The organism is Pseudomonas sp. DR 5-09 (assembly GCF_001655595.1).
In the GTDB taxonomy this organism is placed as follows: Bacteria; Pseudomonadota; Gammaproteobacteria; order Pseudomonadales; family Pseudomonadaceae; genus Aquipseudomonas; species Aquipseudomonas pharyngis.
The window spans coordinates 5,400,700-5,423,052 of record NZ_CP011566.1; the positions used below are offsets into that span (position 1 = coordinate 5,400,700).

Annotated in this window: 14 protein-coding genes, 2 tRNA genes and 3 rRNA genes; 3 read left to right on the forward strand and 16 right to left on the reverse strand. The window is 57.3% G+C overall.

The genetic code is table 11. The features are described 5' to 3' along the window. Positions 1 to 87 precede the first annotated feature (87 nt). Both rimI and PDR5_RS24265 read right to left on the reverse strand, forming a co-directional pair. On the reverse strand, positions 88 to 540 hold the full coding sequence (gene rimI, locus PDR5_RS24260) for a ribosomal protein S18-alanine N-acetyltransferase (RefSeq protein WP_039766383.1): 453 nt from the start codon (positions 538 to 540) through the stop codon (positions 88 to 90). Next, positions 533 to 1,285, reverse strand: a complete 753-nt coding sequence (locus PDR5_RS24265) for a hypothetical protein (protein WP_064599426.1) — start codon at positions 1,283 to 1,285, stop codon at positions 533 to 535. The genes rimI and PDR5_RS24265 overlap by 8 nt, the downstream gene beginning before the upstream one ends. Before the next feature lie 218 nt (positions 1,286 to 1,503). On the opposite strand from PDR5_RS24265, the gene mksB reads away from it, so the two are divergent. The 3 genes from mksB to mksF are packed head-to-tail and all read left to right on the forward strand — an operon-like array spanning position 1,504 to position 6,312. Continuing rightward, positions 1,504 to 2,784, forward strand: a complete 1,281-nt coding sequence (gene mksB, locus PDR5_RS24270) for an Mks condensin complex protein MksB (protein ID WP_172829508.1) — start codon at positions 1,504 to 1,506, stop codon at positions 2,782 to 2,784. Next, positions 2,774 to 3,475 carry an Mks condensin complex protein MksE gene (mksE, locus tag PDR5_RS24275; protein WP_011335946.1) on the forward strand — a complete coding sequence of 234 codons (702 nt, stop codon included), beginning with the start codon at positions 2,774 to 2,776 and terminating at the stop codon, positions 3,473 to 3,475. The genes mksB and mksE overlap by 11 nt, the downstream gene beginning before the upstream one ends. After that, positions 3,472 to 6,312, forward strand: coding sequence for an Mks condensin complex protein MksF (mksF, locus tag PDR5_RS24280; protein ID WP_064599430.1), 2,841 nt, complete (start codon positions 3,472 to 3,474; stop codon positions 6,310 to 6,312). The genes mksE and mksF overlap by 4 nt, the downstream gene beginning before the upstream one ends. 214 nt (positions 6,313 to 6,526) lie before the next feature. On the opposite strand, the gene PDR5_RS24285 is transcribed toward mksF, so the two are convergent. The 14 genes from PDR5_RS24285 to PDR5_RS24350 all read right to left on the reverse strand — a co-directional run bounded on the left by PDR5_RS24285 (position 6,527) and on the right by PDR5_RS24350 (position 21,974). Continuing rightward, positions 6,527 to 8,830, reverse strand: a complete 2,304-nt coding sequence (locus tag PDR5_RS24285) for a PqiB family protein (RefSeq protein ID WP_064599432.1) — start codon at positions 8,828 to 8,830, stop codon at positions 6,527 to 6,529. Next, complete coding sequence (locus PDR5_RS24290) at positions 8,823 to 9,446, reverse strand: paraquat-inducible protein A (RefSeq protein ID WP_064599434.1); 624 nt, start codon at positions 9,444 to 9,446, stop codon at positions 8,823 to 8,825. Before PDR5_RS24290 ends, PDR5_RS24285 begins: the two co-directional genes overlap by 8 nt. Further along, positions 9,433 to 10,092: a paraquat-inducible protein A gene (locus PDR5_RS24295; protein ID WP_039766393.1), complete on the reverse strand. Its 660-nt coding sequence runs from the start codon at positions 10,090 to 10,092 to the stop codon at positions 9,433 to 9,435. Before PDR5_RS24295 ends, PDR5_RS24290 begins: the two co-directional genes overlap by 14 nt. A gap of 147 nt (positions 10,093 to 10,239) precedes the next feature. After that, positions 10,240 to 10,355, reverse strand: a 5S ribosomal RNA gene (gene rrf / locus PDR5_RS24300). 154 nt (positions 10,356 to 10,509) lie between these two features. Further along, a 23S ribosomal RNA gene (locus PDR5_RS24305) occupies positions 10,510 to 13,400 on the reverse strand. A gap of 244 nt (positions 13,401 to 13,644) precedes the next feature. After that, positions 13,645 to 13,720, reverse strand: a tRNA-Ala gene (locus PDR5_RS24310). Positions 13,721 to 13,750: 30 nt separating this feature from the next. Continuing rightward, positions 13,751 to 13,827: transfer RNA gene (locus PDR5_RS24315), tRNA-Ile, on the reverse strand. 81 nt (positions 13,828 to 13,908) lie between these two features. Continuing rightward, positions 13,909 to 15,445 (reverse strand): 16S ribosomal RNA (locus tag PDR5_RS24320). Together the 16S, 23S and 5S rRNA genes with 2 tRNA genes alongside form the textbook arrangement of a ribosomal RNA operon. A 541-nt stretch (positions 15,446 to 15,986) precedes the next feature. Next, the gene (msrQ, locus tag PDR5_RS24325; protein ID WP_064599436.1) at positions 15,987 to 16,610 is read right to left on the reverse strand and encodes a protein-methionine-sulfoxide reductase heme-binding subunit MsrQ; all 624 of its coding nucleotides are present in this window, start codon (positions 16,608 to 16,610) and stop codon (positions 15,987 to 15,989) included. Then, on the reverse strand, positions 16,610 to 17,623 hold the full coding sequence (msrP, locus tag PDR5_RS24330; RefSeq protein ID WP_064599438.1) for a protein-methionine-sulfoxide reductase catalytic subunit MsrP: 1,014 nt from the start codon (positions 17,621 to 17,623) through the stop codon (positions 16,610 to 16,612). The genes msrQ and msrP overlap by 1 nt, the downstream gene beginning before the upstream one ends. A 62-nt stretch (positions 17,624 to 17,685) precedes the next feature. Further along, positions 17,686 to 18,543, reverse strand: a complete 858-nt coding sequence (pssA, locus tag PDR5_RS24335) for a CDP-diacylglycerol--serine O-phosphatidyltransferase (protein WP_039771608.1) — start codon at positions 18,541 to 18,543, stop codon at positions 17,686 to 17,688. A gap of 147 nt (positions 18,544 to 18,690) precedes the next feature. After that, positions 18,691 to 19,707, reverse strand: coding sequence for a ketol-acid reductoisomerase (gene ilvC, locus PDR5_RS24340; protein ID WP_064599440.1), 1,017 nt, complete (start codon positions 19,705 to 19,707; stop codon positions 18,691 to 18,693). Between the two features lie 48 nt (positions 19,708 to 19,755). Next, entirely contained in the window at positions 19,756 to 20,247 is a 492-nt protein-coding gene (ilvN, locus tag PDR5_RS24345; RefSeq protein ID WP_003205610.1) for an acetolactate synthase small subunit, read from the reverse strand. Positions 20,248 to 20,249: 2 nt separating this feature from the next. Beyond that, positions 20,250 to 21,974, reverse strand: a complete 1,725-nt coding sequence (locus PDR5_RS24350; RefSeq protein ID WP_064600949.1) for an acetolactate synthase 3 large subunit — start codon at positions 21,972 to 21,974, stop codon at positions 20,250 to 20,252. Positions 21,975 to 22,353 lie beyond the last annotated feature (379 nt).

Below are 22,353 nucleotides of genomic sequence, written 5' to 3' on the forward strand. Positions count from 1 at the left end.
CCCATAGGGATCCGGGTTGTACTCAAATTATGTATACGACACCAGAACCTGCGGGAGCGGGCTTGCTCGCGAAGCTTTTAAAAAGGATCAGTCGACGAGCGTGCAGGCCATGACCACGGCATCTTCACGCCCGCCGACCGCCGGGTAGTAATCCCGACGTCGGCCGATCTCGTTGAAGCCATAACGTTCATACAGGCGAAACGCCGAGGTGTTGCTGTCGCGCACTTCCAGGAAACATTCCCGGGCATTGGCGGCGTAGGCGCGGGACATCAGGTATTCGAGCAGGGTCAGCCCCAGCCCGCGCCCCTGGTTTTCCGGCTTGACCGTGATGTTGAGCAGATGCGCCTCATCGAGAATGATCTGCACCACCCCGTGTCCCACCTGTTGCTCGCCTTCGAACATCAGCCAGATCTGGTACTTGCCCAGGCCATCGAGAAAAATCCCGCGGGTCCACGGATGGCTGTACGCGGCGAATTCAATCTTCAGCACGGCGTCCAGATCCGCCTCGGTCATCGGGCGAAACGATACAGCGTCACTCATTCGATTCTTTCCAGCGCGCCATCAGCCGACGCATGGCTTGCCACACGGCGGCCTTGCGCTGTGGCTCTTCCATCAACAATTCCAGCCCCGGCACGGCCCACGCCAGGCCAAGACCCTCGATTTGCAATTCACGGTTGAACGCTTCGGCATCCGCCTCACCGGCAAAGCGCACCGCCGGCAGGCCGATCAGCCACAGGCAGGCGCACGGCGCCGCCTCCATCTGCACCGACAGGAAACCCTGGACGAAATCCCGGGCCGCTTCAGGGCCCTGATCCATCGTGCCGCGATTCAGCCATGGCCAGCGCACCGGCTCACCGACAATCTGCGGCGCGTCCGGCAGGCCGGCGGCACGCAGCATGTCCTTGAGCAACAGATAGGCAGGATCGCGCGACTGGAAGGCTTCGCCTGTGGGTAACTCCACCAGCAGCAGGCAACGGCCGGCGCGCAGCAATTGCAGGGCGAAACGCGGTGGCGGCACCGGCGCCGGCTTGGCCACCACGGGTGTGTCGTCGACTTCTTCGACCGGTTTGGCGCCCGTACGGGTGCTGGCCAGCGAAGGTCGCGGAACCTCGATCTTCGGCCGCTCGACCGGACGCGCAGCCGGCTGCTCCGGCGCTTCGGCCGGGGTTGCCGGAATCACCGGCGCGGCAATCCCGGGCTCGGGCTCGGGCATGTCCAGCAGCTCGGGCCGCGACGGTGCGGCAAAGGGCAATTCGGTGCGCGGCAGCCAGTTGACCACCTGCATGGCGTTCAAATAGGCGCGGCGGCGGGACTCGATTAGCAAGGGTCGGCCACTTGTGGATAACTGAAGTGCGCTGATTCTACCGCCCTTCGCTCAAGATCGCCCGCTGTTGATCGATACCTTGACGCAAAGAAAAGCGACAGCCCGTCCCGAGAGTGAATCGCATCCTTCGTGATGCAGTACAATCGCGGCTTTTAATCGCCAACCAGCCGGCCATTCCGATGATCGAACCCAAGCGCGTCTTGCGCGCCCTCGCTGAACACTGGGCACTTCTGGAGCCACTGTGCGAGCACTTCGACCAGGGCACCCTGAGCCTCAACGAACTGCGCACGCAACTGGCCGCCCAACAACTGGACAGCACGCCGCAGGACATCACCAGTCTGCTCGACGTGTGGATCCGCCTCGACATTCTGGTTCCCGTGGCGAAAAGCCCGAACCGTTTCGAGCTCAATGCACAGATCCACGACTTTCTCGCCTACCTGCGCCGGGAACACCGTCTGGGCCTGTGCCTGGAAATCGAAGCCTATCTGCGGCACCTCGAGCGTCTGGCCGGTTACATTCAGGATGCATTCGACGTCCGCGACGGCAATGATCTGGCCCGCCAATTGCGTCTGCTCGACATGCGCGTGCGCGACGTTCTGAAGAAACTCGACAACGACGAACAGGCGCTGGTGGCCGTGGCCGAACGGGCCAAGACCAGCGACCGGCAGATCCCGCTGCGTCAGCGTTATGCCGAAGTGCTGGCGACCTGGGACGAATATGTCGAGCCGATGATCGATCTGGTGAACGCCGACGGCGCCTTCGAGCAAGGCGTGCGCAAGGTCGAAACCGTGCTGCTGAAGATGCTCAGCGAACAGCAGCGCCTCGGCCATCTGGTCGATGACGACATGCTGCTGCGCACCCACGCGCGCATCCTCGAAATGCAGACCAGCGCCCAGTTGACCCTGCGTCACGCCCGGGAACTGCTGCTGCCTCTGCGTGAAGAAGCGCGCCGACACAATGCCGTGACCCGTGGCGCGGCGCTGGCTCTCGCCGCGATTCGCCGCAAAGGCATCGACGCCGTGCCGCAAGCCGCGATGCCGCTGTTCACCCGGCCGCAAAGCACCTTCCTCGGCAGTGCCAGCCAGGTTGAAGCCTACGTCTACGCCCTGGCCCGTTTCGAGCCGAAACCGGCGCGCTTCCCCAAGGCGCACAAAGCGCAGAAGACCGGCGATGCCCCGCGTGCACCGCGCACCGTGCGCGAGATGGTCGACCGCTGCGAAGAGTCCCTGCCGATGCCGGATCTGATGACCTGGCTGCTGGAGCAGGAACCGGACGGCGCGACCGACGAATTGCTTTACTGGTTCTCGCGCCTGTCGCGGGAAAAACGCTTCAAGCGCGAGCGTCTGGAACGCCGCGAATATCACACTCACGAGCACCAGGTCAGCCTGCGCTCCTTCGCCCTGCTCTCGGCCGGCGACACCGCCGCCGAGGATTCTGCGAGCATCCCCAATGCATCTTGATCTATCCGAACTGTCGCAACTCGCGCCGATCTTCCGCGAGCTGTTCAAGGGTTACCACGTCAGCCGCCGCGACCCGGAGCTGTACGCACAACTGTCGAACTTCCAGGACCAATACCGCACGCTGTTCAAGGCACTGGGCTTCGAACTGGTCTGCGACACCCGTGGTTTTTATTACTTCGTGCCGGACATGGCGGCTGCGGCGGTGAACAAGACTGCCCAGCGCCTGGCGCTGTTCACTTTCATCCTGGTCGAACATCTGGCCGATCAGGGCCGCGACCCGATCGCCGTACTCGACGGTGGCAGCCTCGGCCGTGAAGAACTGCCGTCGCTGCTGGAAAAGTACCGCGACCTGTTCATCCAGGCCGAAGTACAGACCGTCGAAGAACTCGAAGAAAAAATCATGCGCCGCATGACTCAGCTCGGCTTCGCCAGCGAGGAAAACGGCGTGTACCGTTTCCTGCCGCCGATGCACCGGTTCCTCGACGTCTGCCTGTCGGTTCAGCAGGACCGCGATCTGGCGGCCAGCGTGCACAGCGTTCTGCCCCTGCCGGCACCGGTGCTGATCGACGAAGAGGCCGAGGCGAAATTCCTCGCCACCGACGACCCGCTCGATCTCAGCGAATTTGAGGAAGAGAGCGAAGAAGACGCACTGGCCCGCGCCATTGCCGAAGAACAGGAGTCCGACGCATGAGCCAGGAACGCTACGGCATCCGCCGTTTTGCCCTTTTGAACACCGCCGGTTACAGCCTCGGCCTGTTCCCGCTGGAAGAACCGCTGTCGGTCTACGGCGCAAACAACCTCGGCAAATCCGCCTCGATCAACGCCTTGCAGTTCCCGATCCTGGCGCGCATGTCGGACATGAGTTTCGGCAAGTACAGCCTGGAGCAGTCCCGGCGTTTCTACTTTGCCTCCGACACCAGCTACATCCTCGTCGAAGTGAACCTGCCTCATGGCCCGCACGTGATCGGCGTGGTCGGTCGCGGCCCGGGCGGCGGTTTCGGTCACCAGTTCTTTGCCTACGCCGGCAAGCTCGATCTGGCGCACTACCAGAAAAACGACACTTGCCTGCGGCAGAAAGAGCTATTCAGCAACCTCGAGAAAGAAGGCCTGAAAGCCTACGAACTCAAGCCTGATGAGCTGCGTCGCTTGCTGGTTGGCGGTCACACGTCGATCCCGCTGGATCTGACGCTGATCCCGCTGCGCTCCACCAGCGAGCAGAGCCTGAAGACCTTCCGCGCGCTGTTCATCAACCTGCTGCACATGCGCGAAATCACCGCGGCCAAGCTCAAGCAATTGTTCCTCGATGCGTTCGAACACAGCCTGCGCTCTGGCAGCGTCGATTACATCGCCGCGTGCGAAGAAGCCTTCCGCGATGTGCGTCGCATGGAACAGGACTACAACTCGCTGGTGGCTGCCGGCCCGCTGGTCGAAGCCTTGGCCAACGGCGTGAAACAGCGCGACGTACTGCGCGGCAAACTGCATCGCCTGTCGCCGCTGCTCGACTCGTTGCTCGGCACCTGGTCGGACTACGCCACGGCGCGCAAGGAAGAACTGACGATTCAGGCCGAACACTACCGTCGCGAGCAGGACGATCTGCAAAACGATCAGCGTGGCGGCACTCAGGAACTGATGCGTCTGGAGCGGGAAATCTCCGGCATCCAGCGCTGGCTCGGCGAGTTGTCGGTGCTGAAGAACCGCTTTGCCCTGGTCGATGACGTCAAGGTTCTTGAGCAGCAATTGCTGGCAGCCAAGGACGCTCACGACGAACTGGCCGGTGCGCTGGCGCAGTCCCGCCAGTTCAGCGCCGAGGATCTCGAAGAACGTCTTCGCGATCTGGAAAAGCGTCTGAAGTCGGTGAAGCAGCAACTCGATCACGCCGACAACAACAGCTACGCCCGCCTGCGCGAAGAATTCTCGCAACAGGACGTCGAGCGCCTGATGCGTCTGTTCAACAGCGCGCTGTTCAGCCTGCCGCTGGGCGAACACGGCATCACCCTCGACGACGATGGCGAGTGGGTGAAGTCCGTCGAACTGATCCTCGACGGCTTCAAGGGCGAGCGTTTCGAAGTGCCGGGCCTTTCGATCGACATCTCGCACATCGAGCCGCCGGCTCTGCAAGCGCTGGCCGACCGTGCCGCGTTGCGCGATCAGAAAGAGCGTCTGGAAAAAGAGCTCAAGCAACTCAAGACCCAGCAAGCCGTGGCCGCGGACCGCGCCGCGAGCAAGACCCAGACAGAAGCGCTGTACCAGCAAGTGCTGGATGCGCAGAAAGCGCTGGAAGACTTCCGCCGCACCCAGACCCTGAGCGCCGAAGAAGGCGACAAGCTGGAGCAACTGGCGCAGATGGAAGCCGCGCAGGACGAACTCAAGCGTTCCAGCGATGCGTTCACCGAGCGCGTCCAGCAGCTGTCGGCCAAGCTGCAACTGGTCGGCCGGCAGATCGCCGATATGGAAGCCAAGCAACGCACCCTCGACGACGCCCTGCGCCGTCGTCAGCTGTTGCCGGCGGACCTGCCGTTCGGCACACCGTTCATGGATCCGGTCGACGATTCGATGGACAACCTGCTGCCGCTGCTCAATGACTATCAGGACAGCTGGCAAGGCCTGCTGCGCGCCGATGGCCAGATCGAGGCGCTGTACGCGCAGGTGCGCCTCAAGGGCGTGGCCAAGTTCGACAGTGAAGACGATATGGAGCGCCGTCTGTCGTTGCTGATCAACGCTTACGCGCACCGTACCGACGAAGCCCTGACCCTGGGCAAGGCGCGTCGTGCCGCCGTGACCGATATCGCGCGGACCCTGCGCAACATCCGCAGTGACTACGACAGCCTCGAGCACCAACTGGCGCTGTTCAACCGCGAGATCAACAAACGTCAGGTGTCCAACCTGCAGAGCTTCCGCATCGTGCTCGCGCCGAACAAGGAAGCGCTCAAGCACATCGACCAGATCATCCACAGCGCCGGTCAGTACGAAGAAGGCGAAACCCTGTCGGTGTTCGACCTGAGCCAAAGTGCGGAACAGGACAACAAGAACGAAGAGGCCAAGGAATACCTGGCGCGGCTGGTGGCGGCGAACCACAACCAGCTCGGCCTCAAGGACTTGTTCGAACTGGCGTTCGAGATCACCAAGGTCAACGGCCAGCCAGTTATCCACACCGACATCGATGGCGCAGCGTCCAACGGCACCACGATGACCATCAAGGCGCTGACCAACATGTACCTGTTGCTGCACTTGATGGACCGCGACCTGGCCGGTCGCGTGCGCCTGCCGTACTACCTCGACGAGGCGGCGGACATCGACGAGAAGAACCAGGCTGCGCTGCTGGAAACCAGCCTGCAACTGGGCTTCGTGCCGATTCTGGCGAGCGTGAAGCCGCAGGTCTGCGCCAGTGTCGCCATCGACCTGGAAGGCGGCAGCGGCCCGGCCGGGATCTACATCGACGAGGCGGACTGGAAGTACATCCGTCGCCACGATGTGGTGAAGGCCACCGTCAATGTCCAGGCCGACGAGCCGGAGCTGGATGCGGTTTGATGCGTAACTGACGGGCACAAAAAAGGGCCGCGATCCATTGGATCGCGGCCCTTTTTCATGTCTTGGAATTTTGTGCTGAATGACAGGGCCTATTCGCGGGCAAGCCCGCTCCCACAGGGATTGATGTCTTACACAAATTTGTATTCAACACAAAAACCTGTGGGAGCGGGCTTGCCCGCGAAGGCGTCCTCAACGACGCCTCATATTTCCCGGATTATTTGCCGAGGGGGATTTTCGGCGCCCAGGTCAGCCACTCGTCTTCGAACTTGTCGAACAGCGGGAAGGTTTGTTCGGCGCGCGCGGGGTTGCCCATCTGCTCGCCGTCCGGCGTGGCGAAGGCAATGCCGCCCTGAATAGCTGTCTCAAGCGACTCCGTGCGCACCGTTACGCCTTTGAACAGCCCGATGTCGAAACCGACGCCACTGGTGTTCCAGAAGCGACTGCCGCTGCGCACCAGTGGCGCGTACTTCGGTTCGATCAGGATGTGTACCAACACGCGATCCGCTGTCTGGCCCAGTTCGTAACCGGTAACTTTACCTACGGTGATCTCACGGTAGGTGACCGGCACGCCCGGTTTCAGCGAGCCACGACGGGCAGCGCTCAGTACCAGACTCAAGCCAGCCTCTTGCTTGGTGACTTCCGGCGCATTGGCCAGGGCCACGAAGTTCTTCTGCGGGCCGAGGTTCTTGGCCGCCGGTTGCACTTCGATGTACTGGCCGGTGACCAGGGTTTCCAGGTTCGAGGTCTTGATCAGCCCCAACTCCGGTTTGACCACCCAGAACTGACTGCCGACCCGGGCGATCTTCTCCGGGACTTCGGTGATGCGCGCGGTGAGGATCACCGATTGCAGATCATCGGTCAGGTCGACACTTTCGATCTTGCCGACGTCCAGCCCCTTGAAGCGCACCGGGGTGCCGCTGCGCAGACCGTCCGCGCGATCGACCTTGATGGTGACGACGGCGCCTTTCTGATTCGCTTCATCATGGTTGGCGAACAGACGGAAACGCGGAATACGTTTTTGCAGCGGTGCCTTGGCTTGCGGCGTTTCGAAGGCGATGCCGCCGGCCATCAGGGTCTGCAACGATTCACTCTTGACCTGAATGCCGCCGGTCAAACCGCCGGTCAGCGTGACACCGCTGACGTTCCAGAACCGGGTCGAAGCGTTGACCAGGTTTTCGTATTCCTTCTCGATGTGAACACCGATTACCAGTTGCTTGCGGGTCTTGGAGAACTGATAGCTCTGTACCGAACCGACCTTGACCTGCTTATAGAGGATCGGGCTGCCGACATCGATCGAGCCTAGGGTGTCGGTGAACAGCACCAGGTGCAGGCCGGGTGCGCGCAGATCCAGCGGCGGCGCTTTGGGCCGGGCCTCGAACTCACGCTGTGGCGCACCGCCCTTGTCGCCCGGACGTACGGCGATGTAGTTACCTTTTACCAGCGCTTCCAGACCGGTGATGCCGGCCAGGGAGATCGAAGGTTTGACCACCCAAAACTGCGTGCCGGTGACCAGATAGTCCTCGGCCAACGGATCGAGGGTCAGCTCAGCGGTCGCGCTGGACAGGTCCGGATCGATCTTCAGCGCTTTCAGGTTGCCCACCTGAATGCCCTTGTACATCACCGGAGTGCGCCCGGCTTGCAGGCCTTCGAAATCGCTGAGTTTGACCTTCACGCGGATGCCGGCGGCGGCCGCATCGAAGTCTTCGTAGAGACGGAACGGCAGGCTTGGATCGGTGGGCGGGCTGTCCTTGCGGTTCTCCGGGGTGGCAAAGGCAATACCGCCGGCGACGATGCTGGCCAGGGATTCGCTGCGCACTTTCACGCCGGACAGGTTGGCGTCGATGCTGATGCCGCTGGCGTTCCAAAACCGCGTGTGTTTGCGCACCAGTTTGGCGTAGGTCGGTTCGATGAACACCTTGAGTTCGACCGTGCTCTGGTCTTCCGAGAGCACGTAACTCTTGATCTGGCCGACTTTGATCTGCTTGTAGAACACCGGGCTGCCGCGATTCAACGAACCGAGGCGATCGGCCTTGATCGTCAGGTGCAGGCCGGGCTTGGAGTCCGACAGCGGCGGTTCTTCGGCCAAGGCCTTGAACTTTCGGGTCGGTTCGCCTTCACCAGGGCTGATAGCGACGTAGTTACCCGATACCAGAGTTTCCAGACCCGTGATCCCGGCCAGCGTCACGCTCGGTTTGACCAGCCAGAAACGGGTACTGGTCTTCAGGTACTGATCGACATCCTTGTTCATCTCGATAGTTGCGATGACACCTTTGGAGTTGCCTTCATCATCGAGCTTGAGGGCTTTCACCTTGCCGACCGGCATGCCTTTGTAGACCACTTCGGTCTTGTTGGCCTGAATGCCTTCACCACTTTCAAACCGCACCTGAATCTCGATACCGGTTTCATTGTAGGCACGCCAGCCGAGCCAGCCGCCGATAATCAGGGCGATCAGGGGCAGCACCCAGATGGCAGACCAGTTCGAAGCCGGTCGGGTTTTCGCTACAGGCAAATCAGTCATGGTCGGCGTCCGACTCCGTGTTATCCCAAATCAGTCGGGGATCGAAAGTGACAGCGGCGAGCATCGTCAGAATCACCACAGTGGCGAAGGCGATGGCGCCAAGATTGGCTTCGACACTGGCAAGCCGGCCGAAGTTGACGACCGCCACCAGAATGGCGATCACGAAAATATCGAGCATCGACCAGCGGCCGATGAACTCGATGAAGCGGTACATCCAGATCCGCTGACGTGCGGACAAGGGCTGGCGGCGCTGTACGGAAAACAGCAGCAGCGCGATGCCCACCAGCTTGAATGTCGGCACCAGGATACTGGCGATGAACACCACGGCGGCGATGGGAATCATGCCGTGCTGCACCAATTGGATGACACCGGACATGATCGTGCTGGGATCCCCCTGACCAAGCGAGCTGACTGTCATGATCGGCAGTACGTTGGCCGGGATGTAGATAATCGCGGCCGTGATCAGCAACGCCCAGGTTCGCGCGAGACTATTGGGCCGCCGGACGTGAACCAGCGCACCGCATCGGGTGCAGGTCTGCACATCGCTGTCGGTATCCTGCCTGTTCAGTTCGTGGCATTCGGTACAGATCAGAATGCCTGCATCAATCGCCCGCATGGGCATCTTCTCCTGATAACGCCTGCCAGATCTGATGCGGCGACATCACCACTTCGAGCCAGACCTGAACCAGTAACAAACCGATGAAACATGCCAGACCGAGGCCGACGGTGATGGCCGCCATGTCCGCCAGTTTGACGATCGCGACAAGGACGCCCATGAGATAGACCTCAAGCATGCCCCAGTCTTTGAGGTGGTGATAAATGCGGTAGAGCAACAGACCATAGCTGCGGCCGACATTGAAGCGAATTGTGAGTAAAACGAACAACTGGCAGAGCAGCTTGAGCAGCGGTATGGCCATGCTGCACAGAAATACCACGATCGAAACGCCCTGCATGTCAGTGTTGAACAGACCGAGCACGCCGCTCCATACCGTATCCTGCGAGGATTGCCCGAGGATATTGAGCTGCATGATGGGTAAAAAGTTTGCCGGGATGTACAACAGCAATGCCGCAATCACCAGGGCAAGGCTGCGCTGCACCACATTATGGCGATGGGCATACAGTTCGTAACCGCAACGTGGGCAGAGGGCTTTTTCGCCATGAGCAAGGGTTGGCTTGCGCATCAGCAGGTCGCACTCGTGACAGGCCACCAAGTCTTCCAGCGGTAATTCTGACAGCCCTTGGGCGCCAACCGGATCTGACATAAAGGCTCTGGCTCCGAAAAAGGTGGGGCTATTCTAGTGTTCTAATTCGAAAATAACTGTGCAAATTTGTTCGCTGTCGCGAGTAAAACTTTTCAACGGGCAAAACAAAACCCCAACTGCTTTCGCAATTGGGGTTTCGGAATTTAATCTTGACGATGACCTACTCTCACATGGGGAAACCCCACACTACCATCGGCGATGCATCGTTTCACTTCTGAGTTCGGGATGGGATCAGGTGGTTCCAACGCTCTATGGTCGTCAAGAAATTCGGGTACTGACTCGTGACCGGATGGCCTCGCTTCAGCAAATTGGGTATGTGACAGCTAGGTGTTTTGTGAGCATCGAACTTTCGGTTCATTGCGTCTTCACACACCGCAATCTGGTCTCTTTCGAGTCTACAGATTGCTTGGGTGTTATATGGTCAAGCCTCACGGGCAATTAGTATTGGTTAGCTCAACGCCTCACAGCGCTTACACACCCAACCTATCAACGTCGTAGTCTTCGACGGCCCTTCAGGGAACTCAAGGTTCCAGTGAGATCTCATCTTGAGGCAAGTTTCCCGCTTAGATGCTTTCAGCGGTTATCTTTCCCGAACATAGCTACCCGGCAATGCCACTGGCGTGACAACCGGAACACCAGAGGTTCGTCCACTCCGGTCCTCTCGTACTAGGAGCAGCCCCTCTCAAATCTCAAACGTCCACGGCAGATAGGGACCGAACTGTCTCACGACGTTCTAAACCCAGCTCGCGTACCACTTTAAATGGCGAACAGCCATACCCTTGGGACCGGCTTCAGCCCCAGGATGTGATGAGCCGACATCGAGGTGCCAAACACCGCCGTCGATATGAACTCTTGGGCGGTATCAGCCTGTTATCCCCGGAGTACCTTTTATCCGTTGAGCGATGGCCCTTCCATACAGAACCACCGGATCACTAAGACCTACTTTCGTACCTGCTCGACGTGTCTGTCTCGCAGTCAAGCGCGCTTTTGCCTTTATACTCTACGACCGATTTCCGACCGGTCTGAGCGCACCTTCGTACTCCTCCGTTACTCTTTAGGAGGAGACCGCCCCAGTCAAACTACCCACCATACACTGTCCTCGATCCGGATAACGGACCTGAGTTAGAACCTCAAAGTTGCCAGGGTGGTATTTCAAGGATGGCTCCACGCGAACTGGCGTCCACGCTTCAAAGCCTCCCACCTATCCTACACAAGCAAATTCAAAGTCCAGTGCAAAGCTATAGTAAAGGTTCACGGGGTCTTTCCGTCTAGCCGCGGATACACTGCATCTTCACAGCGATTTCAATTTCACTGAGTCTCGGGTGGAGACAGCGCCGCCATCGTTACGCCATTCGTGCAGGTCGGAACTTACCCGACAAGGAATTTCGCTACCTTAGGACCGTTATAGTTACGGCCGCCGTTTACCGGGGCTTCGATCAAGAGCTTCGCGTTAGCTAACCCCATCAATTAACCTTCCGGCACCGGGCAGGCGTCACACCCTATACGTCCACTTTCGTGTTTGCAGAGTGCTGTGTTTTTAATAAACAGTCGCAGCGGCCTGGTATCTTCGACCGGCGTGGGCTTACGCAGCAAGTGCTTCACCCTCACCGGCGCACCTTCTCCCGAAGTTACGGTGCCATTTTGCCTAGTTCCTTCACCCGAGTTCTCTCAAGCGCCTTGGTATTCTCTACCCAACCACCTGTGTCGGTTTGGGGTACGGTTCCTGGTTATCTGAAGCTTAGAAGCTTTTCTTGGAAGCATGGCATCAACCACTTCGTCGCCTAAAGGCAACTCGTCATCAGCTCTCGGCCTTGAAACCCCGGATTTACCTAAGATTTCAGCCTACCACCTTAAACTTGGACAACCAACGCCAAGCTGGCCTAGCCTTCTCCGTCCCTCCATCGCAATAACCAGAAGTACAGGAATATTAACCTGTTTTCCATCGACTACGCTTTTCAGCCTCGCCTTAGGGACCGACTAACCCTGCGTCGATTAACGTTGCGCAGGAAACCTTGGTCTTTCGGCGTGGGTGTTTTTCACACCCATTGTCGTTACTCATGTCAGCATTCGCACTTCTGATACCTCCAGCAAGCTTCTCAACTCACCTTCACAGGCTTACAGAACGCTCCTCTACCGCATCACTTGCGTGATACCCGTAGCTTCGGTGTATGGTTTGAGCCCCGTTACATCTTCCGCGCAGGCCGACTCGACTAGTGAGCTATTACGCTTTCTTTAAAGGGTGGCTGCTTCTAAGCCAACCTCCTAGCTGTCTAAGCCTTCCCACATCGTTTCCCACTTAACCATAACTTTGGGACCTTAGCTGACGGTCTGGGTTGTTTCCCTTTTCACGACGGACGTTAGCACCCGCCGTGTGTCTCCCATGCTCGGCACTTGTAGGTATTCGGAGTTTGCATCGGTTTGGTAAGTCGGGATGACCCCCTAGCCGAAACAGTGCTCTACCCCCTACAGTGATACATGAGGCGCTACCTAAATAGCTTTCGAGGAGAACCAGCTATCTCCGAGCTTGATTAGCCTTTCACTCCGATCCACAGGTCATCCGCTAACTTTTCAACGGTAGTCGGTTCGGTCCTCCAGTCAGTGTTACCTAACCTTCAACCTGCCCATGGATAGATCGCCCGGTTTCGGGTCTATTCCCAGCGACTAGACGCCCTATTAAGACTCGCTTTCGCTACGCCTCCCCTATTCGGTTAAGCTCGCCACTGAAAATAAGTCGCTGACCCATTATACAAAAGGTACGCAGTCACAGAACAAAGTCTGCTCCCACTGCTTGTACGCATACGGTTTCAGGATCTATTTCACTCCCCTCTCCGGGGTTCTTTTCGCCTTTCCCTCACGGTACTAGTTCACTATCGGTCAGTCAGTAGTATTTAGCCTTGGAGGATGGTCCCCCCATATTCAGACAAAGTTTCTCGTGCTCCGTCCTACTCGATTTCATGACTAAGAGATTTTCGCGTACAGGGCTATCACCCACTATGGCCGCACTTTCCAGAGCGTTCCGCTAATCTCAAAGCCACTTAAGGGCTAGTCCCCGTTCGCTCGCCACTACTAAGGGAATCTCGGTTGATTTCTTTTCCTCAGGGTACTTAGATGTTTCAGTTCCCCTGGTTCGCCTCTTGCACCTATGTATTCAGTACAAGATAACCATCTTGTGATGGCTGGGTTCCCCCATTCAGACATCTCCGGATCAAAGTCTGTTTGCCGACTCCCCGAAGCTTTTCGCAGGCTACCACGTCTTTCATCGCCTCTGACTGCCAAGGCATCCACCGTATGCGCTTCTTCACTTGACCATATAACCCCAAGCAATCTGGTTATACTGTGAAGACGACATTCGCCGAAAATTCGAATTTCTCAACTAAGAGAACTCACAAATTTTACCTTAGCCTGATCACCACCAGTGAAAGTGGATCTCAGTCTATCTTTCTATCACATACCCAAATTTTTAAAGAACGAACTAGTCAAAGACCAGAAATCAACATTCACCATCAGCACGATGGAATGCTCATTTCTAAGCTCTTACTTCAGAAGCAGTAGTGGTGGAGCCAAGCGGGATCGAACCGCTGACCTCCTGCGTGCAAGGCAGGCGCTCTCCCAGCTGAGCTATGGCCCCGTATTTCTACAGGCGTTTCCCACACAAAATTGGTGGGTCTGGGCAGATTCGAACTGCCGACCTCACCCTTATCAGGGGTGCGCTCTAACCAACTGAGCTACAGACCCAATTTCGGGCTGCTTCTTTCGTCTTCTTCAATGAATCAAGCAATTCGTGTGGGAACTTATGGAGCAGCTGATGTCGTCGATTAAGGAGGTGATCCAGCCGCAGGTTCCCCTACGGCTACCTTGTTACGACTTCACCCCAGTCATGAATCACACCGTGGTAACCGTCCTCCCGAAGGTTAGACTAGCTACTTCTGGTGCAACCCACTCCCATGGTGTGACGGGCGGTGTGTACAAGGCCCGGGAACGTATTCACCGCGACATTCTGATTCGCGATTACTAGCGATTCCGACTTCACGCAGTCGAGTTGCAGACTGCGATCCGGACTACGATCGGTTTTATGGGATTAGCTCCACCTCGCGGCTTGGCAACCCTTTGTACCGACCATTGTAGCACGTGTGTAGCCCAGGCCGTAAGGGCCATGATGACTTGACGTCATCCCCACCTTCCTCCGGTTTGTCACCGGCAGTCTCCTTAGAGTGCCCACCATAACGTGCTGGTAACTAAGGACAAGGGTTGCGCTCGTTACGGGACTTAACCCAACATCTCACGACACGAGCTGACGACAGCCATGCAGCACCTGTCTCAATGTTCCCGAAGGCACCAATCCATCTCTGGAAAGTTCATTGGATGTCAAGGCCTGGTAAGGTTCTTCGCGTTGCTTCGAATTAAACCACATGCTCCACCGCTTGTGCGGGCCCCCGTCAATTCATTTGAGTTTTAACCTTGCGGCCGTACTCCCCAGGCGGTCAACTTAATGCGTTAGCTGCGCCACTAAGAGCTCAAGGCTCCCAACGGCTAGTTGACATCGTTTACGGCGTGGACTACCAGGGTATCTAATCCTGTTTGCTCCCCACGCTTTCGCACCTCAGTGTCAGTATCAGTCCAGGTGGTCGCCTTCGCCACTGGTGTTCCTTCCTATATCTACGCATTTCACCGCTACACAGGAAATTCCACCACCCTCTACCATACTCTAGCTCGCCAGTTTTGGATGCAGTTCCCAGGTTGAGCCCGGGGATTTCACATCCAACTTAACGAACCACCTACGCGCGCTTTACGCCCAGTAATTCCGATTAACGCTTGCACCCTCTGTATTACCGCGGCTGCTGGCACAGAGTTAGCCGGTGCTTATTCTGTCGGTAACGTCAAAATTGCAGAGTATTAATCTACAACCCTTCCTCCCAACTTAAAGTGCTTTACAATCCGAAGACCTTCTTCACACACGCGGCATGGCTGGATCAGGCTTTCGCCCATTGTCCAATATTCCCCACTGCTGCCTCCCGTAGGAGTCTGGACCGTGTCTCAGTTCCAGTGTGACTGATCATCCTCTCAGACCAGTTACGGATCGTCGCCTTGGTGAGCCATTACCTCACCAACTAGCTAATCCGACCTAGGCTCATCTGATAGCGCAAGGCCCGAAGGTCCCCTGCTTTCTCCCGTAGGACGTATGCGGTATTAGCGTTCCTTTCGAAACGTTGTCCCCCACTACCAGGCAGATTCCTAGGCATTACTCACCCGTCCGCCGCTGAATCCAGGAGCAAGCTCCCTTCATCCGCTCGACTTGCATGTGTTAGGCCTGCCGCCAGCGTTCAATCTGAGCCATGATCAAACTCTTCAGTTCAAACATCTTTGGGTTTTGAGAAAACCCTAAACTTGGCTCAGCAATCGTTGGTTACATCTTTGATTTCTCGCGGAGTAACTTGTGATGCTGATAATCTTTTTGACTATCAGTCTGACTCCACAAGCACCCACACGAATTGCTTGATTCAGTTGTTAAAGAGCGATTGGTTAAGATCTTTCGTCTCAACCGAGGCGCGCATTCTACAGCAGCCTCATTTACTGTCAAGTGATTATTTTCAGAAGTTTTCGAAGATTTCTTCAACAACTTCAACCACTTGCGCTTCCGATCTCTCGTTAGCGGGAGGCGAATTCTACAGCGTTACACGCTGCTGTCAACACCTCTTTTTCTCCGCTTTCGACCGAGAGGATCGAACCGCTGAAAGCACCCAACAAACCGGCATTTCCAACTGCCTCCAGGCTTCGATGAACTGAAGCGACCCGCCTTCGAAACCTACTTAACTCATTGAATCTCAAGGAGTTTTCCGTTTCGACTGCGCCGGAAGTGGGGCGAATTATAGACCTCTGGAATTCGCCGTCAACACTTAATTTCGCTTTTCTTGAAAAACCTGCTTCTTACCCATCAAACGCGGGATCCGACGGGTCAAGGGAGGAATGCGCAGCGCTAGAAGGAAAACACCTATAAAGGCATAGATCGCCCACTCTTTGAGATCGGCACGTACGATCCATAACATATGCAGCAATCCCAACCCGAGAATCACATACACCAACCGGTGCAGCTTCTTCCAGCGGGTACCTAAACGGCGCTGGCTGTATCGGTTGGAGGTAACCGCCAATGCCAACAATCCCAGAAAACCCAAAGCACCCACAATAATGTAAGGACGCTTGCGCAGTTCGACGCCCAGTTGCGACCAGTCAAAACCGAGAATGAACGCCATATAGCTGCAAAGATGCAGAACCACATAGGCAAAACACCAAAGCCCCAACTGCCTGCGCACAGCAATCCACCCGGCCCACCCCGTAAGCTTCTGCAACGGCGTCATACTCAAGGTGATCAACAGCAACACCAATGTCCCGAGGCCCAGTCGATCAACCAGGACTTTCCCGGGATCAGGCCCAAGCAGATCCGCAAAGGCCTGATAGAACCAGAACAGCGGCCATATTGCCGCAGCCAGGAAAACACCTACGCGCCAGATCGGATATCGCATCAGTAGTTCTTCCGCAGATCGAGCCCTGTATATAAAGAAGCGACCTCGTCCGCATAGCCGTTGAACATCTGCGTATCACGCACATTCGGCTTGAACAGGCTGTTGGGCAACCGCCTCTCCCGCGCCTGGGTCCAACGTGGATGGTCGACCGTAGGGTTCACATTCGCATAAAACCCGTACTCATCCGCCGCAATGCTCTGCCAGGTCGTCTTTGGCTGCTCGCTGACCAGACTGATCCGCACGATGGATTTGACGCTCTTGAATCCGTACTTCCAGGGCACCACCAGACGCAAAGGCGCACCGTTCTGATTGGGCAATTCGCGGCCATACATACCTACCGCAAGAATCGCCAAGGGATTCATCGCCTCATCCAGGCGCAAACCTTCAACATAGGGCCAGTCGATCAGGGCAAATCCCGAACGCTGTCCGGGCATGCTCTTCGGATCCTGCAAGGTTTCGAAGCGAATGTATTTGGCATTGGAAGTAGGTTCTACCTGCTTCAACAGCGCCGAGATGGGGAAACCAATCCAGGGAATCACCATCGACCACGCCTCAACACAACGAAGGCGATAGATGCGCTCTTCCAACTGGTAAGGCTTCATAAAGTCTTCCAGAGCATAACGCCCCGGCTTGCCCACCTCCCCGTCCACGACAACACTCCACGGTTCGGTTTTCAACGAACCCGCATTGGCCGCCGGGTCGCCCTTGTCGGTACCGAATTCATAGAAGTTGTTGTAATGGGTCGCGTCTTTGAAAGGTGTGATCGCCTCATCCTTGACGTTCACCGCTCCCCATTTGACAGAAGGCAGTTTCTCGGCAAACCAGGCGGGCGCCTTTCCGGCTTCGACATCGGCATAGCGGGCGGCCTCTTCGGCACTGGCCCAGCGCGGCAAAGTGCTCATGGCCAACCCGGCCGCAGTTGCTCCGAGCAATTGTCGGCGAGAGAGATAAATGGATTCAGGCGTGACGTCCGACTCATGGCAGTCGGACGCTTTGGGGACTTTGATCAGCATGGCAACTCCGCAGCTTTGGAGGACAGATGCACCATAGACTGCGGAGTATGAGGGAAATTACATCACTCGGCGTGTTTGTGACGACGAAGATGCAACAGATACTGCACCGGGCCCGACGCGGCATAGGCGAGGAACACCAGCAGCAGAATGCGAGGCGGATCACTGAACACCACGGCAAACACCAGCACCACCGCCAGAATCGCCACGAAAGGCACGCGCCCCTTCAGATCCAGCTCCTTGAAGCTGTTGTATTTGATATTGCTGACCATCAGCATGCCGGCGGCCGCAACCATCAGCGCGACCAGGAACGACATCTTCGAACCCTGAATCCCGTAATCGCTGAACGCCCAGACAATCCCCGCAACAACGCCGGCAGCAGCCGGGCTGGCAAGACCGATGAAGTAGCGCTTGTCGGCGGTCCCCACCTGAGTGTTGAAACGCGCCAGACGCAACGCCGCACCCGCCACATAGATGAAGGCAACCATCCAGCCGACCTTGCCCATGTCACCCAGTGCCCAGCCGAAAGCCAGAAGCGCCGGCGCGACACCGAAGGCAACCATGTCCGACAACGAGTCGTACTCGGCACCGAACGCACTTTGGGTATTGGTCATGCGTGCCACGCGACCATCAAGGCCGTCGAGCACCATGGCGACGAAAATCGCGATGGCGGCAAAGGCGAAATACTTGCTCGCATTCGCCGCGTCCCCGGCACTCAAGGCAGCCTGGGCACTCATCGAGTTGATGATGGAATAAAACCCCGCGAACAGATTCGCAGTGGTGAACAGATTCGGCAGAAGATAGATACCACGATGCCGGACTTTACGGCCTTCTGCGTCATGCCCTTCTTCGATGTGCTCATCGATGGGCAGCAGGCTTTCGGCGTCTGAAGCCTGGTTCGGCTCTTCGGGACGTTCGCTCATGGACATTACCTTGCAACGGATTGGACATTTTCGACAGGTGTCTGGGACGACGGTTCGGCCACAAACGATGCAGCTTTATACCAGAACCGCCGGCCCATACGAAAAAACGCGGCCGAGGCCGCGTTTTTTCATACAAGGTTCGACGACTTAGTTTTTGGCTTTGTCGACGATCTTGTTGGCACCGATCCACGGCATCATGGAGCGCAGTTGCTCGCCGATGATTTCGATACCGTGAGCGGCGTTGTTACGACGCTTGGCGGTCATCGAAGGGTAGCCGGTTGCGCCTTCGCTGATGAACATTTTGGCGTATTCGCCGTCCTGAATACGTTTCAGGGCGTTGCGCATGGCCTGACGGGATTCGGCGTTGATCACTTCCGGACCGGTCACGTACTCGCCGTACTCAGCGTTGTTGGAGATCGAGTAGTTCATGTTGGCGATACCGCCTTCGTACATGAGGTCAACGATCAGCTTCAGTTCGTGCAGGCACTCGAAGTAGGCCATTTCCGGCGCGTAGCCAGCTTCAACCAGAGTTTCGAAACCGGCTTTTACCAGTTCAACGGTACCGCCGCACAGAACGGCTTGTTCGCCAAACAGGTCGGTTTCGGTCTCGTCCTTGAAGGTAGTTTCGATGATGCCGGTACGACCGCCACCCACGCCAGCGGCGTAAGACAGCGCAACGTTCTTGGCGTTGCCCGAGGCGTCCTGATAGATCGCGATCAGGTCAGGGATACCACCGCCCTTCACGAACTCGGAACGTACGGTGTGGCCCGGGGCTTTCGGCGCGATCATGATCACGTCGAGGTCGGCACGCGGAACAACCTGGTTGTAGTGAATCGCGAAGCCGTGGGAGAAGGCCAGTGTGGCGCCTTTCTTGATGTTCGGCTCGATTTCGTTCTTGTACAGCTGGGACTGGAACTCGTCCGGGGTCAGGATCATGACCAGGTCGGCACTGGCAACAGCGGCAGCCACGTCGGTCACTTTCAGGCCGTGGGCTTCAGCCTTGGCAACGGTAGCCGAACCTTTACGCAGACCGACGGTAACGTCGACACCGGAATCTTTCAGGTTGCACGCCTGGGCGTGGCCCTGGGAGCCGTAACCGATGATGGCAACTTTCTTGCCCTGGATGATCGACAGGTCGCAGTCTTTATCGTAGAAAACTTTCATGAATTTCCCCTTTATATCCAGGCCGTTCAGGCCATTCGCTAATTTGGTTTAGATGCTGAGTACTTTGTCGCCGCGGGCAATACCGGTGACGCCACTGCGGACGGTCTCCAGAATCGATGCGGTGCCGATGGACTGAATGAAGCTGTCGAGCTTGTCGCTGGTACCGGTCAGTTGAACGGTATACACGCTGGCGCTGACGTCGACGATCTGTCCACGGTAAATATCGGTGGTGCGTTTGATCTCGGCGCGCTGGGCGCCAGTGGCCTTGACCTTGACCAGCATCAGTTCGCGCTCGATGTGAGCGCTTTCCGACAGGTCCACCAGCTTGACCACTTCGATCAGCTTGTTCAGGTTTTTGGTGATCTGCTCGATGATTTCATCGTGACCGACGGTGGTCAGCGTCAGACGCGACAGGGTCGGGTCTTCGGTTGGCGCCACGGTCAGGCTTTCGATGTTGTAGTTGCGCTGCGAGAACAGGCCGACTACGCGAGACAAAGCACCGGGTTCGTTTTCCAGAAGCAAGGAAATAATGTGCCGCATGATTAGGTACGCTCCGTCTTGCTCAGCCACATATCGCGCATCGAGCCGTCTTTGATCTGCATCGGATAGACGTGCTCGCTGGTGTCGACCGAAATATCGATCACGACCAGGCGATCCTTCAGGGCGAACGCTTCTTCCATCTTCGACTTCAAATCTTTCGATTCGGTGATGCGTACGCCGACGTGGCCATAGGCTTCAGCCAGCTTGACGAAGTCAGGCAAGGATTCCATGTAGGAGTGCGAGTGACGGCTGCCGTAACTCATGTCCTGCCACTGACGAACCATGCCCAGAACACCGTTGTTCAAGATGACGATCTTGACCGGCAAACCATATTGCAGGCAGGTCGACAATTCCTGAATGTTCATCTGGATGCTGCCTTCACCGGTGACGCACGCAACATCGGTATCTGGGAAGCTCAAAGCGATACCCATCGCGGCCGGCAGACCGAAGCCCATCGTGCCCAGACCACCGGAGTTGATCCAGCGGTTCGGCTTGTTGAACTTGTAGTACTGCGCAGCAAACATCTGGTGCTGGCCCACGTCGGAGGTCACAAAGGCATCGCCCTTGGTCACTTCGCACAGGGTTTCGATCACGGTCTGTGGCTTGATCTTGCTGCCGTCGCCCTTGTCGTAGGGGAACAGGCCACGATCACCGCGCCATTCATCAACCTGCTTCCACCAGCTGGCAACGGCTTCCTTGTTCGGGGTTTCGCCGATTTCCTTGAGGATCGCGACCATTTCAGTCAGGACGCTCTCCACCGGACCAACGATTGGCACGTCGGCCTTGATGGTCTTGGAAATCGAAGCCGGGTCGATGTCGATGTGAATGATCTTGGCGTTCGGGCAGAACTTCGGCGCGCCGTTGATCACGCGATCGTCGAAACGCGCACCGACCGCCAGGATCACGTCGGCATGGTGCATCGCCAGGTTAGCGGTGTAGCTGCCGTGCATGCCGAGCATGCCGATGAACTGACGGTCAGTGCCAGGGTAGGCACCCAGGCCCATCAAGGTATTGGTAACCGGCAGGTTGAGCATTTGCGCCAGTTCGGTCAGCGGCGCGGAGCCGTTGCCGAGAATCACGCCACCGCCGGAGTACAGCACGGGACGCTTGGCCGCCAGGAGCATTTCTGCCGCCTTGCGGATTTGCCCGGAGTGACCGCGAACGGCCGGGCTGTAGGAACGCAGTTTGGCTTTCTTCGGGAAGATGTATTCGAACTTCTCGGCCGGGTTGGTCATGTCTTTCGGGATATCGACCACGACCGGGCCCGGACGACCGGATTGCGCCAGGTAGAAGGCCTTCTTCATGACTTCCGGTATTTCCGAGGCGTGCTTGATCATGAAGCTGTGCTTCACGATCGGCCGGGAGATACCGATCATGTCGGTTTCCTGGAACGCGTCGGTACCGACCATGGTGCTTGGCACCTGACCGGAAATGATCACCATTGGAATCGAATCCATATAGGCAGTGGCGATACCGGTGATGGCGTTTGTGGCGCCTGGACCGGAAGTCACCAATACCACGCCGGCTTTACCGGTGGCACGGGCGTAGCCGTCAGCCATATGGGTAGCCGCTTGTTCGTGGCGAACCAGGATGTGGGTCACTTCCGGTTCTTTGAACAGGGCATCGTAAACATGAAGGAGAGCACCACCCGGGTACCCGTAGATATATTTGACGCCTTCGTCACGCAAAAAGCGGACGAGCATCTCACCGCCAGATAAAAGCTCCACGTTGTTCACCTCTAAAACGCCAGAATACCGTCCACAAAAAGGCGAACGGGTCTTAATAGGTTTACTTCTCGGCAGAGCATGAGCGACGGTGGTCGCCGACTACGTCAGCACTGACTGAGCAAGTATTGGGATCGTCCCAAGTGTTGCGGGCCTTTCCCACCCAGCGCGAGGTAACGCGTTGCGGGTGTAACAGGTCGACGCGGATATGCGCCTCATGATCTGCCGAGAGGGTCTGCTTCTGGCAGTCCCTGTACAGCGGACTTTGGATTCTTCTGTTTCGCCCTCTGCAAGTCAAGCCGTCTATGTGCTTAATTGTGGGTAAGCACATGAGAACGCAAGAAAAAACCTGGAAACCGCTACTCTGTTAGCTTCAATTGCG